This is a genomic window from Streptomyces sp. NPDC056160 (assembly GCF_042268205.1).
Taxonomy (GTDB): Bacteria; Actinomycetota; Actinomycetes; order Streptomycetales; family Streptomycetaceae; genus Streptomyces.
The window spans coordinates 18,284-34,500 of record NZ_JBHJUW010000095.1 but is presented as its reverse complement, the minus strand read 5'-3'; the positions used below and the strand labels follow the sequence as shown (position 1 = coordinate 34,500).

Genomic DNA, 16,217 nt, shown 5'->3' with positions numbered 1-16,217 from the left:
GTTCCGCAACGCTACGAACCAGCGCCTACGCACACGCTGCGTCACCACCCGCCGAGCCCGCGGACACCTCCGCACCGCTCAACTTTGAAGACCCGCCTTCCTCGCCTCGCTCGAACCCTGGCTGCTCAAGAACGACGAGAACCCCGACGGAGCGGCGCCGGCCGAGTTCTTCCAGGAGGTGTCCCGGACGGTGCAGGCCGACCGGTACGCCTACTACACCGAGTTCTACAAGGACTTCTATGGACGACACCCTGGGCACCCGCATCAGCGAGGAGGCCGTGCGCAACAGCTGGAACGTGGCCGCGGGCGGCGGCGCGTACGCGGCCGCAGCCGCGCCGCTGACCTGGGGCACGGACTTCCGCGCCGACATCCCGAAGGTCGACGTCCCCGCGCTGATCCTGCACGGCACCGCCGACCGGATCCTGCCGGTCGAGGCCACCGCGCGGCCCTTCCACAAGGCGCTGCCCGCCGCCGACTACGTCGAGGTGGAGGGCGGCCCGCACGGCCTGCTGTGGACCCACGCGGCCGAGGTCAACGAGGCGCTGCTCGCCTTCCTCGCCAAGTAGGCGCCGGGCAAGGAGCGCCAGGGTCGGATTGTATGAACCTTGGGCGGATTGTCGTCGTTTCAGCAATGAGGAGGCCCGGTACGCGGTCGCCTCTGGACCGATCGAGAGAAGGTATGTCAGTGCGTCGGACGGCGTTCAAGGGAGCGGCGGTTGCCGCGGCTGCGACGGCCATGCTGGGGCTGGGCCTGGTGCAGTCCGCTGACGCGGCTCCCGCAAGCGCGCAAGGCTGCGCGGGTTATGCGCGCTGGAGCCACAGCGAAGTCCAGGTCGACAACTGCCCTGGCGACGGTGCGGCGAGCTGGGCGTGGCTCACGACCCAGAAGTACGGCACCAATTACAAGGCCGAGGCGTGGTTCGCACTCGCGGACGGCAGCCAGAAGGTGCTGGGCGTGGAACCCGGAAAGGCGGTGAGTGTCGAGTACGGCCAGGACATCAGGCAGGTGCAGATCTGCGAGTTCTACACCACGCTCATCGGCTGGCCTTCGATCCCGCTCCACCAGTGCTCGAACTGGTACAACGTCTGAAAACCGGCCGCCTTCCGCCCGTAGGTCCGCTCACTGAGACGCACCTCCTGTCCGGGCGACCTTCCGGCGGTCGAGTCATGCAGGGCCTCCTGGCAGCTCGGGGTTGCGATTCCCGACCGAGCGGCGCCAGGAGGCCCTGTGCCGCATTCGGCGGGCCGTCTCGCCGTCGCCTCGTGCGGGGCGGACCCGCCTCACCGATCTGCTCGGCGCACGCATCGCGGCGCCGACTCCGCCGCCCGCCTCAGCCACGCCATGCCCGGAACGTCACCGGCACCGGCATTCGCTGCCCCCTGCGACCTCGCGGCTCCCGCTGCGTGTCCGTGTCCGTCCGACGCCGTCCAGGTAGGTGCCGACGACCACGTCGGCGGCCCGGGCGGCGCTGAGGTGTTCCTGGCGGTGGGCGGCCAGCCGGATCAGCTCGGGCAGCAGCGGCCCGGTCCAGCCTTCCGGCTGGTCGGGGCGGAGGAGGCCTTCGTCGGTGGCGCGGCGCAGGAAGGTGTCGACCTCCTGGACGGAGCGGTCGCGGCGTTCGCGTATGTCGTCGTCGGCGAGCATGCGGGTGAGGTCGACGGGCCAGGTGCGGTTGACGGTGATGATGTTCTCGACGTAGCGGTGCAGGGCGACGGCGACGGGGGCCTCGCGCAGCCGGGCGTCCTCGATGGCGCGCTCGATGGCTTCGAGGCGGGACTGGTGGATGGCCGCGAGGAGTTCCTCGCGCGAGGCGAAGCGCCGGTAGACGGTGCGGCGGTCGACTCCGGCCTCGGCGGCGATGCTCGCGACGCTCGCGGCCGGGTCTGCGGCGAGCATCCGTGCCCCGGTGGTCAGGACGGCTTCCAGGTTGCGTACTGCGTCGGCTCTCATCCCTTAAAAGTACCCACAGTGGGGTGCCTACCCTCAATTAATGACGTGCTTATGTGCTTCTAACAGCAGTAACTGCTACAGTCTGGTGACAAATAACGAAGGGCCCGCAGGACCTCAGATCTCGCGGGGGACCAGAAGGAGTGGACTGTGATGATCACGTATGACCGGCTGTTCGTGGGATCGTGGACCGAGCCGAGCGACACCGGGCTGCTGGACATCGAGTCGCCCCACGACGGATCGGTGATCGGCCGGGCGGCGCAGGCGCGGCCGGCGGATGTGGACCGTGCGGTGGCGGCGGCTCGGGCCTCGTTCGACTCGGGCGTCTGGTCGTCGGTGGCCCCCGCGGAGCGCGTGGCGCTGCTGCGCCGGTTCAACGCGCTGCGGGAGGAGAACGCGGAGCGGATCGCGGAGCTGATCTCCATGGAGAACGGATCGGCGCTGTGGTTCACGCGGGCCGGTCAGCCGGGTCTGACGCGGCAGGCGAACGCGTACCTGAAGGCGGCCGAGGAGTTCGGCTGGGAGGAGACGCTCACGCCGTCGGACCCCGCGGCCCCGTTCCGCAGTGTGGTGCGCAGGGAGGCGGTGGGCGTGGTCGCGGCGGTGATCCCGTGGAACTCGCCGTTCTCCTCTGCCACCTCGAAGATCATCCCGGCGCTGCTCGCGGGGAACTCGGTGGTCCTGAAGGTGTCGCCGGAGAACTCCCTGAGCATGGGCTTCCTGGCCGAACTGCTGGAGCGGGTCGGGCTGCCGGAAGGCGTGGTGAGTGTGCTGCCCGCCGACCGGGAGACCAGTGAGTACCTGGTCTCGCACCCGGACGTCGACAAGATCGCGTTCACCGGCTCGACGCGGGCCGGACGCCGGATCGCCTCCATCGCCGGCGAGCAGCTCAAGCGGGTCTCCCTGGAACTGGGCGGCAAGTCGGCCGCGTTGATCCTTCCCGACGCCGACATCGACAAGGCGGTCGCGGGCGTGAAGTTCTCCTCGCTGCTCAACAACGGCGAGTCGTGCATCGCGCAGACCCGCATCCTCGCCCCGCGCGAGCGCTACGAGGAGGTCGTGGCAGGGCTGAAGGAGCTGGTGGAGTCCCTCAAGGTCGGCGACCCGAGCGACCCGGACACCTTCATCGGCCCGATGATCCGCCCCGACCAGCAGCAGCGGGTGCGCGACTACATCCGGATCGGCATCGAGGAGGGCGCCCGCCTGGTCACCGGCGGCCCGCAGGTCCCCGAGGGACTGGAGAAGGGCAACTACGTCACCCCGACCGTCTTCGCCGACGTCGACAACTCCATGCGGATCGCGCAGGAGGAGGTCTTCGGCCCGGTCCTGGTGGTCATCGCCTACGACGACGAGGACGATGCCGTCCGCATCGCCAACGACTCCGAGTACGGCCTGTCCGGCGGGGTCTGGTCCGCCGACGAGGCGCACGCCCTGGCCGTGGCCCGGCGCATCCGGACCGGCACCGTCACCGTCAACGGCGCCTCGATCGGCTTCGACGGCCCCTTCGGCGGCTTCAAGGCCAGCGGCATCGGCCGCGAGTACGGCGCCGTCGGCCTCGGCACCTACACCGAGTACAAGACCGTCACCATCTGACCGGGCCTCCGCCCACGCCCAGCAGGCCCCCGCACCGCCCGGGCCCCGGTCCCCACCCACGTACAGCGGAACCCGGCACGCCCCCACACACGTACAGCCCGCTCTGGCGCGCACCCAACACGCGCCCTACGCCGTACGCGGGACTCCCCGGTACACACCCGTACCCGGGCACACGCCACCCCGCACCCACCCGGGCCCGGGCCCCACACACACCCGCACCCCCCGCACGGCGCGCGCCCGGACCGGACGACGTCTCCGGCCGCGCGCCCCACACACACCTTTCCGCCTCTCACATGAAAGATCCCCCGATGTCCATGGCACAGCAATCGCCCGCACCACGACCCCGCGGTGTCGCCGCGGCCATGAGTGCCCTGATCCTCGCCGTCCTCCTCGCCGCCCTCGACCAGACCATCGTCTCGACCGCACTGCCCCGGATAGCCGAGGACCTGAACGGGTTCGAAGACATCGCATGGGTGAGCGCCGCCTACCTGCTGGCGTCCACCGCGGTCACCCCCCTGTGGGGCAAGCTGGGTGACATGTTCGGGCGCAAGCGCCTGTACCTGGCCTCCACCTCCGTCTTCCTGATCGCCTCCGCGGCCTGCGGTCTGGCGCAGAACCTGCCCGAGCTGATCGCGGCGCGTGCGCTCCAGGGCGTGGGCGGCGGCGGCATGATCGTGTTGACGTTCGCGCTCGTCGGCGACATCGTCCCGCCCGGCCAACGTGGCCGCTACCAGGGCATGTTCGGGTCCGTCTACGGTGTCGCGAGCATCGTCGGACCGCTGCTCGGCGGCATCTTCACCGATCAGCTGTCCTGGCGGTGGGCCTTCTTGATCAACCTGCCCATCGGTGCGGTCGCCCTGGTCATCGCGGCGCGGGTGCTGCTCGTCGGCACCAGGGGGGCCAAGGCCCGCATCGACCACCTCGGTTCGCTGGTCCTGGCCGCCATCGCCACCGGCATCGTCCTAGTCACCTCCTTCGGTGAACGCTGGAGCTGGACCTCACCGGCCATCCTCGGCCTGATCCTCGCCACCGTCGCCCTGGCAGCCGTCCTGGTCCCCGTCGAACGGCGTGCCGCCGCCCCGGTCCTGCCGGTGACCATGCTCACCTCCCGCACCGTGGTGTTCTCCTCGCTGATCGGTTTCGTGGCCAACGCCGCCATGTTCAGCGTGCTGGTCTACCTGCCCACCTACCTCCAGATCGTCGACGGGGTGTCGGCCACCCTGTCGGGCGTGCACCTGCTGCCGCTGGTCGCCGGCCTGGTCGTCAGCCAGTCCCTCGCCGGCCGCTGGGCCGCCCGCGCCGGACGCCTGCGCCTGATCCTCGTCTGCGGCCTGCTCATCAACCTCGCCGGGCTGCTCCTGCTGGGCACCATCGGCGCCGCGACCGGCACCGCCGTGCTCAGCGTCTACTTCCTGATCACCGGGGTGGGCATGGGCATGGTCCCGATGGTCGTCCTGACCACGGTGCAGAACAGCGTCCCCGCCGCCGACCTCGGCGCCGCGAGCGCCGTCGTCACCTTCGCCCGGTCCATCGGCGCGGCCTTCGGCGTCGCCGTATTCGGAACCCTGCTCTCCACCGGCTTCGCCCACGGCACCCGCGCCCTGCCTGCCGGCAGCGGGTTCGACCCGTCCCGCCCGGACACCATCGGCCGGCTCCCCGCCGCGCTGCGCGACACCGCGCTGGACGCCTTCGCCCACGCGACGAGCACCGCCTTCCTGTGGATCGCGCCCACCCTCGCGGTCGGCACCGTCCTCGCCCTCGCGCTCAGGCGGTCGCGGGACACCACGGTCCCCGCCCAGGCGGCCGGCCACGCTCCCGCCCAGGACGCCGGGGACCGGGTGGCGGTCTCCTGAACGAGCGGACACGCCCTCTGACGAGGGCACGGCACAGCAAGCGGGACCGGCCCCTCTGGACCGGTCCCGCTGCGGTGGGACGGTCAGGCCCCGCCGCCCCCCGACCGCCTGCCCGTACGGGCGATGAGCCACATCAGGTACGGGGCGCCGACCGCGGCCGTCAGGACGCCGACCGGCAGCTCCACGGGGTGGAACAGGCGGCGGGCCAGCAGGTCGGCGACCACGACGACGAGCGCGCCCGTCAGCGCCGAGGACAGCAGGGGGATCTGCGCGGTCCGGGTGAGCCGGCGGGCGATCTGCGGGGCGAGCAGGGCCACGAAGTCGACGGGGCCGGTGGCGCCGGTCGCGACGGAGGTCAGGACGACGCCGAGCGCGGTGAGCCCGAGCCGGACCGCGTTCAGACGGATCCCGAGGGCGCGTGCGGTGTCGTCGCTCAGGGCCGCGCCGCGCTGGGCACGGGCCGCCCACACCACCGCCGGGACGGAGCACAGCAGGACGAGGGCGAGCGGCGCGGCCTGGTCGTAGCCCCGGCTGTTGAGCGAACCCGTCAGCCAGATCTTCGCCTGCTGGGCCACCACGACATCGCCCTTGGTCAGCACCAGTTGGGTCAGCGAGCCCAGCGCCACCGACACACCGATGCCGATGAGCACGAAGCGTGCCGCGTGCAGCCCGCGCCGCCACGCGAACACGTACACCAGCAGCGCGGCGCCGAGCCCGCCCGCCACCGAGACGTAGGGCAGCGCGTCGTGGGGGACGAGTCCGAAGCTCATCGCCGTCACCGTGGCCAGCCCGGCCCCGTGGGTGACCCCGATGACGTCGGGGCTGGCCAGTGGATTGCGCGCGACCGTCTGGATCGTCGCGCCCGCGATGCCGAACGCGGCGCCCGCGAGCAGACCCACGACGAGGCGCGGCAGGCGCAGCGTGCCGACGACCAGTTCGTCCGGGCTGGGCTGCCCGAGCACCACGCGGACCACCTCGCGCGGCGCGGTGAACGACTCACCCGTGCACAGGTACGCCACCGCCGCGCACGCCAGCAGGACGGCGAGGCCGGCCGCGACGAGCGCCGCCCGGCGGTGCACGAGGACACTGGCGCGCCGGGAGCGCAGCACGGTGTGCCCGGCCGGGGCGAAGGAGGGGGCGCCGGTGCGGTTCACGCGGCCACCGCCGAACGGCGACGCACGAGGGCGATGAGGAACGGCACGCCGAGCACCGCGGTCATGACCGCCACCGGAACCTCCGAAGGGGGGAAGACGACACGGCCGAGCACGTCGGAGCAGAGCAGCATCACCGGCCCGAGCAGCGCCGCCAGCGGCAGCACCCAGCGGTGCGAGCTGCCGACCAGGGCACGGGCCAGGTGCGGAACGGCCAGGCCGGTGAAGGCGACCGGGCCGACCGCGGCCACCGCCGCGCCGGTCAGCACGGTGGCGCCGAGCGCGCCCAGGGCGCGTACCAGGACGACGTTGTGGCCCAGCGCGCGGGCGGCCTCGTCGCCGAGCGCCAGGGCGTCGAGGCCGCGCGCGAGCACGGCCACCAGCACCACACCGGCCAGGAGGAACGGCCAGACCTCGGAGACGACCTCCCCGCCGCGCCCGTCGAGCGAACCGACCTGCCAGAAACGGAACTCGTCCATGACATGGGCCCGGGTGGTGGCGACCGCGGAGACCACGGAGGCGAGGAAGGCGTTCATCGCGGCGCCCGCGAGCGCCAGTTTGACGGGGCTCGCCCCGCCCCGGCCGCCGCTGGCGACGGCGTAGACGGCCACGGCCGCGACCACCGCCCCCGCGAACGCGAACCAGACGTAGCCGCTCGTGGAGTGCACACCGAAGAAGGCGATCGCGCACACCACCCCGGCCGCGGCGCCCTGGCTGACGCCGAGGACGCCGGGCTCGGCGATCGGGTTGCGGGTGACGCCCTGCATCACCGTCCCGGCGAGGGCGAGCGCGACGCCGACCAGGACACCGAGGACCGTACGGGGCACCCGCAGGGCCCGGACCACCTGGGCGTCGTCACTCGTGCCGCCGTGCAGCAGCGCCTGGAACACGGTGGCGGGCGCGACCTGCCTGCTGCCCACCGCCAGGCTCAGCAGGACGGCGCCCAGCAGCATGATCGTGCCGGCCAGCAGCCAGGCCGCTCGGCGGCGGTTCGGGGGCGACATGGGCCGCGCTCACTCTCTTTCGTCAGTGGCCTGGCTCGGCAGCGGTCCGCGCCTTCGTCCGGCTCAGGCCTTCAGGTACTTCTGCAGGTCGTCCAGGACCGAGTCGGCGGCGGTGACGCCGAGTCCGAGGTACCAGGTCTCGTCCGGTACGTCGTAGGCGTGGCCCGCCTTGACCGCCTTGAGGTTCTTCCACAGCGGGTTGCCCCGCGCCTTGGTGCGGGCGGTGGCGTCCGGGTTGCCGTACACACCGCTGAAGATGTAGTCGGCGTCGGCCTGGTCGATGTTCTCCGCGCTGATCTCGGCGGCCAGGTCGGCGATGTCCTGGTTCTTCGGCCGGGGGACGCCGGCGTCCTTCAGGATGGTGCCGATGAACGAGTCGTTGGCGTAGAGCCGGATCACACCGTTGGGCATGTAACGGACCATGGACACGGTCGGCTTGGTGGCGCCGAGCCTGTCGCCCAGGGCCTTGGCCCCCTTCTCGTAGGCGGCCAGCGCGGCCTTGGCCTGCGCGGTGCGGTCCAGGGCCGCGGCGTTCAGGAGGTAGTTCTCCTTCCAGGTGAAGCCGGGCCGGACGGAGAAGACGGTGGGCGCGATCTTCGACAGCTCGTCGTAGGAGTCGGCGGCACGCAACTGGCTGCCCAGGATCAGGTCGGGCTTCAGGGCCGCGATCGCCTCCAGGTTGAGGCTGCTGATCGTGCCGACGCTCTTGGGTGAGCCCGCGCCCTTCAGGTACGACGGCAGGTGCGGCGAGCCTTCGGTGTAGGCGACGCCGACGGGCTTGATGCCGAGGGAGACGACGTTGTCCAGCTCGCCCACGTCGAGGACCACCACGCGCCGGGGCTGCTGTTCGAGTTCGGTGGTGCCCATCGCGTGCTTGATGGTGCGCGGCCACTGACCCGGCTTGGCGTCGGTGCCCATGGCGGCGGTCTTCTCGGCCGCGCTCCCGAAGTCCTTGCCGCCCTTCGCCACCGACTTGGAACCGCCCCCCGAGGCGGAGGAACTGGATGAGGTGTTCCCCCCGCCGGAGGAGCCGCTGCCGCACGCGGAGACCGACAGTGCGGCGACGACAGCGAGAGCGACTGCGACGGGGGCGCGGCGCCGAAGGGGCATGTGCACTCCGATGAGGATGGGTGAGCAAATAGTAAGGATAGGCTCACCTTACAGGACCTTATGAATCTGTCATGAGGTGCCTGTCGCCTCTCACCTGCACACCTGTGCTCCAGGGTGCCGATGTGTCCCGCCGGACGGGCAACATGTCCGCGCGCGGGCGGAGTCGGGCCCCACGGTCGGCGGGAGGGGAGCCCTGCGGCCGGCCCCGGCGAGTCCGATGACATGACAGCGCGTACGGACTCACCGGGGCAGCCCGGGTCTCAGGCCTTGTCCGGCTCCGGCTGGGCCTGGGCCTCGGTCTGGGCCTTGACGGCCGGGGCCTGCTCGGCGGCCTCGTTGGCCGTGTAGAACACCGACGTGCCCTGCTTGGTGCGGTGGGCGTGGTTCTTGGCCACGAGCCCCTCCAGGGTGGTGCGCACGACGGTCGTCTTGACGCCCCGGTCGGGGTGGGCCTGGCCGAGGGCGGTGGTGACCTCCGCCGCCGAGCGCGGCTCGCTCTGCTCGACGAGGTGACGGCGGACCAGCTCGACCAGCGTGGGCTGGTCGGTGGACTTGGCGGCGGTGGACTTGGCGGCCGTGGACTTGGCTGCCGTCGACTTCGTGGTGGTGGCCTTCGCAGCGGCGGTCTTCGTGGTGGTGGCCTTCGCGGCCGTGGACTTGGCGGCGGGCTTCGCCGCCGCCGGCTTCTCGGCCGCGGCCGTCTTCTTGCTCGCGGCGCCGGCCGCAGCGGTGGCCTTCTTCGCGGTGGCGGACTTGCCGGTGGTGGGCTTGGCCGCGGTCGACTTGGTCGCGCTGGACTTGTCCGTCGCCGGCTTGGCCGTCTCGGCCTTGGCCTCGGCCGCCTTGGCGGTGGCGGGCTTCGCCGAGCCCGTCTTGGTGGTGGCCGTCTTGGCCGTGGCCGTCTTGGTGGCACCGGACTTGACCGTGCCCGTCTTGGCCGTGCCGGTCTTGGCGGTGCCCTTGCGGCGGGGGGCGGGCACCGTGCCGGTGCTCGTGCTCGTGCTCGTGCTCGTGCTCTTGCTCGGCGCCGCGGCCGGTGCCGACTGCGCCGCCACCGACGCGGCGGCCTTCAGGCCGAGCGCCTGCTGCATGTTCACCAGCACATCGTGGTCACGCCGCAGGACGGTCAACTGCTCCCGCAGCGACGCGATCTCGGAACTGACGCGGTCCTGCTCCTTGAGGTTTCGCTCCAGGTCACCGGTCACCTGGGCGGTGTACTGCGATGCCAGGTCGGCTGAAGCGGTGGATTCAGGCATGGTGTTGGCCTCTTCTCGTGTTGCCCCGTTTGAATGGGACGCCACTTGACGTCGAATTGTGGATTATGGGCCATGTGGCTGGTGGCAGCGTAGTGGATGGTGCAAAGAGGGGCCTTTCACAGTTGACGGACGGCCACCGGAAAGTGCGTTCCCGACGGTGTTCCGACGGTGTCTCGGCCGTTCCCCGAGCGTTCCCCGCCACGGGGCGCACATGCCTGCGGCCAACCCCGGCTCAGGACGGACCGGCGGTGTCATGGTGGTGTTCCGCCGCACCGCGCGGAGCCGGGACGGACGCCTTGCCGGCGTCCTGACGTGTGGGTTCAGCGGACCGCTTCGTGCGTCGCGCGGTCAGGCGCAGCGCCAGCGGCTCGGTCCAGCGGGCCGTCAACGGCCCCAGGATGACGAGGATGAGCACGTACGCGGTGGCCAGCGGACCGAGTGAGGCCTCCGTTCCCGCGGTGACGGCGAGTCCGGCGATGACGATGGAGAACTCGCCGCGGGCGACCAGCGTGCCGCCCGCCCGCCAGCGGCCCTTGACGGAGACGCCGGCCCGCTTGGCGGCCCAGTAACCCGTGGCGATCTTCGTCAGGGTGGTGACGGCCGCCAGGGCGAGGGCCGGCAGGAGGACGGGCGGGATGTCGGCGGGGTTGGTGTGCAGGCCGAAGAAGACGAAGAACACCGCGGCGAACAGGTCCCGCAGGGGCGCGAGCAGATGGTGCGCGCCCTCGGCGACCTCACCGGACAGCGCGATGCCGACCAGGAACGCACCGACGGCGGCGGACACCTGGAGCTGCTGGGCCACACCGGCGACCAGCAGGGTCAGGCCCAGCACGACCAGCAGCAGCTTCTCGGGGTCGTCACTGGAGACGAAACGCGAGATGTGCCGGCCGAAGCGCACCGCGAGCAGCAGCACGAGCCCGGCCACACCGAGGGCGATGGCCAGGGTGACACTGCCCGCCGCGAGGCCGCTGCCGGCGAGCAGCGCCGTCACGATCGGCAGGTAGACGGCCATGGACAGGTCTTCGAGGACGAGGATGCTCAGTACCACGGGTGTCTCGCGGTTGCCGAGCCGTCCCAGGTCGCCGAGCACCTTGGCGATGACACCGGAGGAACTGACCCACGTGACACCGGCGAGCACGACGGCCGCGACCGGACCCCAGCCCAGCAGCAGTGCCATGAGGGCGCCGGGCAGCGCGTTGAGCGTGGCGTCGACGAGGCCGGCCGGGTACTGCGTCTTCAGGTTGGAGACCAGGTCGCTGGCCGTGTACTCGAGGCCGAGCATGAGCAGCAGCAGGATGACACCGATCTCGGCGCCGATCGCCACGAACTCCTCGCTGGCCCCGAGCGGCAGCAGCCCGCCCTCACCGAAGGCCAGTCCGGCCAGCAGGTACAGGGGGATCGGTGAGAAGCGCAGCCGCCCGGCGAACCGGCCCAGCAGTCCGAGTCCGAGCAGGATCGCGCCGAACTCGATGAGGAAGACAGCGGAGTGCATCGTGCTCACTCCCGCCCGAGTATTCCGGCGGCTGCCTCCACGCCTTCGAGCGTGCCGATGACGATCAGCACGTCACCGCCGGCGAGCCGGAAGTCGGGGCCGGGGGAGGGCACCGCCTCGGCCCGGCGCAGCACGGCCACGATGGACACACCGGTCCGGGTGCGCGTCTGCGTGTCGCCCAGCACCCTGCCGTTCCAGTACGAGGTGGCGGAGAGTGTGATCCGCTCGGCCACCAGTCCCAGTTCGGTGGTCGACAGCAGGTTCGGACTGTGGTGCGTCGGCATCAGCGCGTCGATGAGGCTCTCCGCCTCGCCCGGGGTCAGCCGTACCGACAGCGCGCAGGCGTCGGCGTCGTCCTCCTGGTACGCGCTGAGTGTCCGCGTACCGTCCCGGTGGGCCACCACCGACAGCCGGCGCCGCTCCCGTGTCGTCAGGTCGTAGCGCGTGCCGATGCCCGGCAGCGGTGTGTTGCTCATGCGTGCGGTTCCCACGCCTGTCTCCCTCAGTGGTCCTGCGGCTTGACCTTTTCTTTGCCAACCGTCTGGGACACCCTAACGACCGCCGCCGCGCTCTGCGGACGGCGGTCGCCGGTCGGGGGACCGGTGCGGGGGGACCGGTGAGGGGCTTCGGACGCCCTCGCGCGCCCTCAGGCGTTCGGGTCGAAGGGGATTCCCGCGGGCATGGAGTGGGCGAGGGCGTAGGCGAAGTCGCCGTCCTTGATCTTGATGGTGGCCGCGCCGAAATCCGCGCCCATCAGCTTGTCGCGCAGGCCCTCGGGGTAACCGTTCCACCCGACCAGGCGCGGGAAGAACCAGCCGCCCGTGACGTTCTCCGGGGGTTCGTCGTTGCCACCGGCGAAGCGGAAGCAGTGCGTGGACAGACCGTCCTTGTGGTAGACGATCTTGGGATGGGTGCCGTCGAAGCGCACCGACGAGGCGGAGGCCACCTGGTAGCCGGAGTGCTGGGAGACGGAGACGTACCGGACCTGGTTGTCGTTGATCCACACCACGACGTGCTCCCAGTCGTGGGTGTGCCCGATCGCGGCCGGGCCCAGGGTGGCCTGGTCCTTCTCGAAGTAGCTGGCGTACATGACGGCGCACCAGCCGTTGTCGCACTTCTCCCGCGAGTACGTGTTGGCGTTGGCCAGCTGGGCGTAGTCGTGGCAGTGGCCGTTGACGTCGCCGCCCAGCCGCAGTCCCGGGTTGAGGGTGCCGTCGGCGCTGATGGCGGCCGTGGCGTAGCAGCCGTCGCCGTCGTAGTCGTAGGCGGGCGAGAAGGTCTGTTCGAGACCGTCGGCGTTCTGTGGCAGCGCCGGGAGGACGGCGGCACCGGCGTGAGCGGGGAACACCAGGGAGACGAGGGTCAGCACACCGAGCAGGGACAGGAGCGGGACGCACCGTCGGCGCATGGAGGGTCCTCCCAACCCACCAGGAATACAAGGCAGTTGACGTGCCATCAAGCTAGGCACAGGGCGGTGGGTGGCGCAAGGGTGCCCGGGCGCGTCGGCCCGTGCGGTGACGCACGCCCGCTTAAGGTTTCGCCAGAAACATGTTTGTATGGCACATGTTTGCGCACGGCATCAGCCCTGCTTCCAGAAGAAGGAACACGCACATATGACCTCGACGCACCCCGCCTTCCCGGCCGACCGCGCGGCCGGATGCCCCTTCGACCCGCCCGCGCTCTACACTCAGATGCGGCAGCACGGGGCGCCCGTACGGGTCCGCATCTGGGACGGGAGCACTCCCTGGCTGGTCACCCGCCACGACGACCAGCGCGCCGTGTTAGCCGACCCCCGCTTCAGCGCCGACCCCTCCCGGCCCGGTTTCCCCTCGCCCAGCGCGGGTTTCAAGGCCCAGGGAGCCGCCGAGATCCAGGCCTTCGTCACCCAGGACGACCCCGAGCACGCGCGTCAGCGACGGATGCTGGCCGGGCACTTCACCGTCCGGCGGGTGACCGCACTGGCCCCCCGGATCCAGGAGATCATCGACGGTCTGCTGGACCGCATGGAGGCCGCGGGCCCTCCGGCCGACCTGGTCGAGGCCTTCGCGCTGCCGATGCCCTCCCTGGTCATCGGTGAACTGCTCGGGGTGCCCCGAGAGGACCAGCCGCTGTTCCAGGACGCGGCCCGCGCGATGATCGCCCGGGACAGCACCGCCGACGAGTTCACCGCCGCCCGCTCCGAACTCGCCGCCTACCTGCGGGAGCTGATCGCGTCCAAGCAGCGGTCGCCCGGGAACGACCTGCTCGGTTCCCTGGTGGTGGAACGGGTGCGCGGCGGCGAACTCGACTCCGCCCTCCTCGTGGAGATCGCCGTGTCCCTGCTGGTCGCCGGGCACGAGACGACCGCCAACATGACGGCGCTCGGCACCCTCGTGCTCCTCGGCGACCCCGGCCGGATCGCCGCCGTCCGCGACAGCGAGGACCCCGCCCGGGTGGCATCGGCCGTCGAGGAACTGCTGCGCTACCTCACCATCACGCACAGCGGACTGGCCCGCGTCGCCACCGAGGACGTGGAGATCGGAGGCCGGCTCGTCCGGGCCGGTGAGGGCGTGATCGTGGCCAACGCCGCCGGCAACCGAGACGCCGCCGTCTTCACCGACCCCGACCGCTTCGACATCGGCCGCGCCGACGTCCGCAGGCACATCGCCTTCGGGCACGGCGTCCACCAGTGCCTCGGACAGAACCTGGCCCGCCTGGAACTCCAGCTCGCCTACCCCGCGCTGCTGCGCCGTTTCCCCGGCCTGCGGGTCGCGGTGCCCGACGCCGCCGTCGCGTTCAAACACGACATGCTCATCTACGGCGTCCACGAACTGCCGGTCACCTGGTGACGCATCCCCCGCACGGAAAGGAACACATGCACCACCCCCGCACCTCCCACCAGGACCGCTCCGCTCCCACCGGGCCGCCCGTCCCCTTCGACCCCGAGCTGGCGGCCTTCCTGGACGGCCCGGCCGTCCCGCCCGGCGCCGAGCCGTCCACGCCCGCCGACGTGCCCCGCTGGCGTGCCCTGCTCGCCGGCACCTCCCCCGACCCCACGGACGAGGAACTCAGCGACGGCGGCACCTTCGACGTGCACGAGCGGCGCGTGCCCGGCCCCGCGGGAGCGCCCGACGTCCCGCTGCTCGTCGTCCGACCCGCCGGACTGCCCGACGGCGCCCCCGTCGTCTACCACCTGCACGGCGGCGGCATGATGGGCGGCACGCACCGCACCGGACTCTCCGGCGTGCTGCGCGAATGGGCGGCGCCCCTGGGGACGGTCGTGGTGTCCGCCGACTACCGCCTCGCGCCCGAACACCCCTACCCCGCCGGTGCGGAGGACTGCTACGCCGGCCTGGAATGGGTGGCCCGGCACATCGGCGGGTTCGGCGGCGACCCGCGGCGGATCGTGGTGGCCGGGGGCAGCGCGGGCGGCGGGCTCGCCACCGCGGTCGCCCTCATGGCCCGCGACCGCGGCGGACCGGCCCTCCTCGGCGTGCTCGCGATGTGCCCCATGCTCGACGACCGCAACGACACGCCCTCCGCCCGCCAGATGGCCGGCCGCGGTGTGTGGGACCGGCACGCCAACGACGTCGGCTGGGCCTCCCTGCTGGGCGAGGCCCGCGGCACCCCCGGCGTCCCGCCCTACGCGGCACCCGCCCGCGCCACCGACTGGTCCGGACTGCCGCCGTTCTACATCGACGCCGGCGCGGCCGAGACCTACCGCGACGAGGACGTGGCCCTGGCGGCGTCCCTCTGGGAGGCCGGCGGCGACGCCGAACTGCACGTCTGGTCGGGCGGCTTCCACGGCTTCGACCAGATGGCCCCGGACGCCGCCGTCTCCCGGGACGCTCGCGCGGCCCGGGTGCGCTGGCTGCGCCGCGTCCTGGCACGCTGACCCACCCGGGCAGCGTGCGCGGGGCCGCGTCCCGGGGCCGCGTGCCCGGGCTTCGTGCACGGGTTTCGTATGCGTGCTCCGTGTCCGGTCAGGCCTTCAGCGCGTAGAAGTGCATAGGGGAGTTCGGACGGAAACCGATGCGCGGGTAGACGGGCGCGCCGGCGACCGTCGCGTGTAGGGTTGCGCGGGTCAGGCCAGTGGCCCGCGCCCCCTCGTGCAGCGCCTTGCGGGTCACCGCCTCGCCGTAGCCGCGGCGCTGACAGTGGGGGTCCGTGGCGACCAGCGCCACGAACAGCCGGCCGTCGGCCTCCACCGCCGCCGCGCACGCCACCGGCACTCCGTCGCGCAGCGCCAGGTACGCGTACGCGTCGTCCTTCCACAGCGTGGAGCCGAGGAGCCCGTCGCGGCCGTCCTCCATCGGGAAGCCGTAGGCACGCGAGTTGAGGTCCGCGTACGCCCGGAGCTGGTCGCCCGTGGTCACCCGTGCGAAGGTCAGGTCGGAGTGGACCGGATCGGGCAGGGGCAGGATGTCCCCGGCCATCCCGGTACCGGGGAAGGCGAGTGCGAGCCCGGCCCGCCCGGCCGCCGCCGGCAGCGCCTGCCGGGCCCCCTCGTCGAGCAGGTCCTCGAAGACCCACAGGAAGCCCGGGTGCTCCTTGCCCCGCATGACGTCCGCCGCCCGGCCCAGCCGCTCGGCCAGGAGGTCCGCGTCCGCGCCGACATCCGTCAGCGTGACGCAGTTCCAGAAGGCGAACCGGCAGTCCGCCCAGCGCACGGCGATCCCGGGTAAGTCCCGTACGTCCGCCTCCGGATCGCGGTCGAGCACCATCATGCGCCACACGGCCGCGAGCTGCTCCATGGATTCGATCGACTCGGCTAGATCCGCCACTGCCCCACTCCCTTGCCTGACGTACGGGAATCGTCCGAGTACAACAC

The 16,217-nt window shown here is 71.8% G+C and carries 14 protein-coding genes and 1 pseudogene; 6 read left to right on the top strand and 9 right to left on the bottom strand.

Annotated features, from left to right (window positions below):
- Positions 1 to 94 precede the first annotated feature (94 nt).
- Positions 95 to 566 (top strand): annotated as a pseudogene (locus tag ACFC02_RS28965) (alpha/beta fold hydrolase); the annotation flags it as partial.
- A gap of 119 nt (positions 567 to 685) precedes the next feature.
- Positions 686 to 1,090 (top strand): hypothetical protein, encoded by a 405-nt coding sequence (locus ACFC02_RS28960; protein ID WP_376363371.1) that lies wholly within the window; start codon positions 686 to 688, stop codon positions 1,088 to 1,090.
- A gap of 264 nt (positions 1,091 to 1,354) precedes the next feature.
- Here the strand turns inward: ACFC02_RS28960 and ACFC02_RS28955 are convergent, their stop codons facing one another.
- Positions 1,355 to 1,897, bottom strand: a complete 543-nt coding sequence (locus tag ACFC02_RS28955; RefSeq protein WP_376363379.1) for a TetR/AcrR family transcriptional regulator — start codon at positions 1,895 to 1,897, stop codon at positions 1,355 to 1,357.
- 204 nt (positions 1,898 to 2,101) lie between these two features.
- Here ACFC02_RS28955 and ACFC02_RS28950 point away from each other — a divergent pair, with 204 nt between their 5' ends.
- Both ACFC02_RS28950 and ACFC02_RS28945 read left to right on the top strand, forming a co-directional pair.
- Positions 2,102 to 3,541: an aldehyde dehydrogenase gene (locus ACFC02_RS28950; RefSeq protein ID WP_376363368.1), complete on the top strand. Its 1,440-nt coding sequence runs from the start codon at positions 2,102 to 2,104 to the stop codon at positions 3,539 to 3,541.
- A 362-nt stretch (positions 3,542 to 3,903) separates the two neighbouring features.
- A complete protein-coding gene (locus ACFC02_RS28945) occupies positions 3,904 to 5,394 on the top strand; it encodes an MDR family MFS transporter (RefSeq protein ID WP_376363365.1) in 1,491 nt (496 codons plus the stop codon).
- Positions 5,395 to 5,477: 83 nt separating this feature from the next.
- Here the strand turns inward: ACFC02_RS28945 and ACFC02_RS28940 are convergent, their stop codons facing one another.
- From ACFC02_RS28940 to ACFC02_RS28910, 7 genes are all read right to left on the bottom strand, one after another.
- Positions 5,478 to 6,548: a FecCD family ABC transporter permease gene (locus ACFC02_RS28940; protein ID WP_376363362.1), complete on the bottom strand. Its 1,071-nt coding sequence runs from the start codon at positions 6,546 to 6,548 to the stop codon at positions 5,478 to 5,480.
- Positions 6,545 to 7,549: a FecCD family ABC transporter permease gene (locus ACFC02_RS28935; RefSeq protein WP_376363359.1), complete on the bottom strand. Its 1,005-nt coding sequence runs from the start codon at positions 7,547 to 7,549 to the stop codon at positions 6,545 to 6,547. Before ACFC02_RS28935 ends, ACFC02_RS28940 begins: the two co-directional genes overlap by 4 nt.
- Positions 7,550 to 7,612: 63 nt before the next feature.
- Positions 7,613 to 8,659 carry an ABC transporter substrate-binding protein gene (locus tag ACFC02_RS28930; protein WP_376363377.1) on the bottom strand — a complete coding sequence of 349 codons (1,047 nt, stop codon included), beginning with the start codon at positions 8,657 to 8,659 and terminating at the stop codon, positions 7,613 to 7,615.
- Between the two features lie 260 nt (positions 8,660 to 8,919).
- Positions 8,920 to 9,915, bottom strand: coding sequence for a BlaI/MecI/CopY family transcriptional regulator (locus ACFC02_RS28925; protein ID WP_376363357.1), 996 nt, complete (start codon positions 9,913 to 9,915; stop codon positions 8,920 to 8,922).
- A gap of 232 nt (positions 9,916 to 10,147) precedes the next feature.
- On the bottom strand, positions 10,148 to 11,407 hold the full coding sequence (locus ACFC02_RS28920; protein ID WP_376363354.1) for a cation:proton antiporter: 1,260 nt from the start codon (positions 11,405 to 11,407) through the stop codon (positions 10,148 to 10,150).
- A gap of 5 nt (positions 11,408 to 11,412) precedes the next feature.
- Positions 11,413 to 11,883, bottom strand: coding sequence for a cation:proton antiporter regulatory subunit (locus ACFC02_RS28915; protein ID WP_376363352.1), 471 nt, complete (start codon positions 11,881 to 11,883; stop codon positions 11,413 to 11,415).
- Between the two features lie 170 nt (positions 11,884 to 12,053).
- Positions 12,054 to 12,815, bottom strand: coding sequence for an NPP1 family protein (locus ACFC02_RS28910; RefSeq protein ID WP_376363349.1), 762 nt, complete (start codon positions 12,813 to 12,815; stop codon positions 12,054 to 12,056).
- Between the two features lie 205 nt (positions 12,816 to 13,020).
- Here ACFC02_RS28910 and ACFC02_RS28905 point away from each other — a divergent pair, with 205 nt between their 5' ends.
- Both ACFC02_RS28905 and ACFC02_RS28900 read left to right on the top strand, forming a co-directional pair.
- Positions 13,021 to 14,235, top strand: a complete 1,215-nt coding sequence (locus ACFC02_RS28905; RefSeq protein ID WP_376363346.1) for a cytochrome P450 — start codon at positions 13,021 to 13,023, stop codon at positions 14,233 to 14,235.
- Positions 14,236 to 14,261: 26 nt separating this feature from the next.
- Positions 14,262 to 15,281 (top strand): alpha/beta hydrolase, encoded by a 1,020-nt coding sequence (locus ACFC02_RS28900; protein WP_376363343.1) that lies wholly within the window; start codon positions 14,262 to 14,264, stop codon positions 15,279 to 15,281.
- Positions 15,282 to 15,369: 88 nt separating this feature from the next.
- Here the strand turns inward: ACFC02_RS28900 and ACFC02_RS28895 are convergent, their stop codons facing one another.
- Positions 15,370 to 16,170, bottom strand: coding sequence for a GNAT family N-acetyltransferase (locus tag ACFC02_RS28895; protein WP_376363340.1), 801 nt, complete (start codon positions 16,168 to 16,170; stop codon positions 15,370 to 15,372).
- Between the last annotated feature and the right edge of the window lie 47 nt (positions 16,171 to 16,217).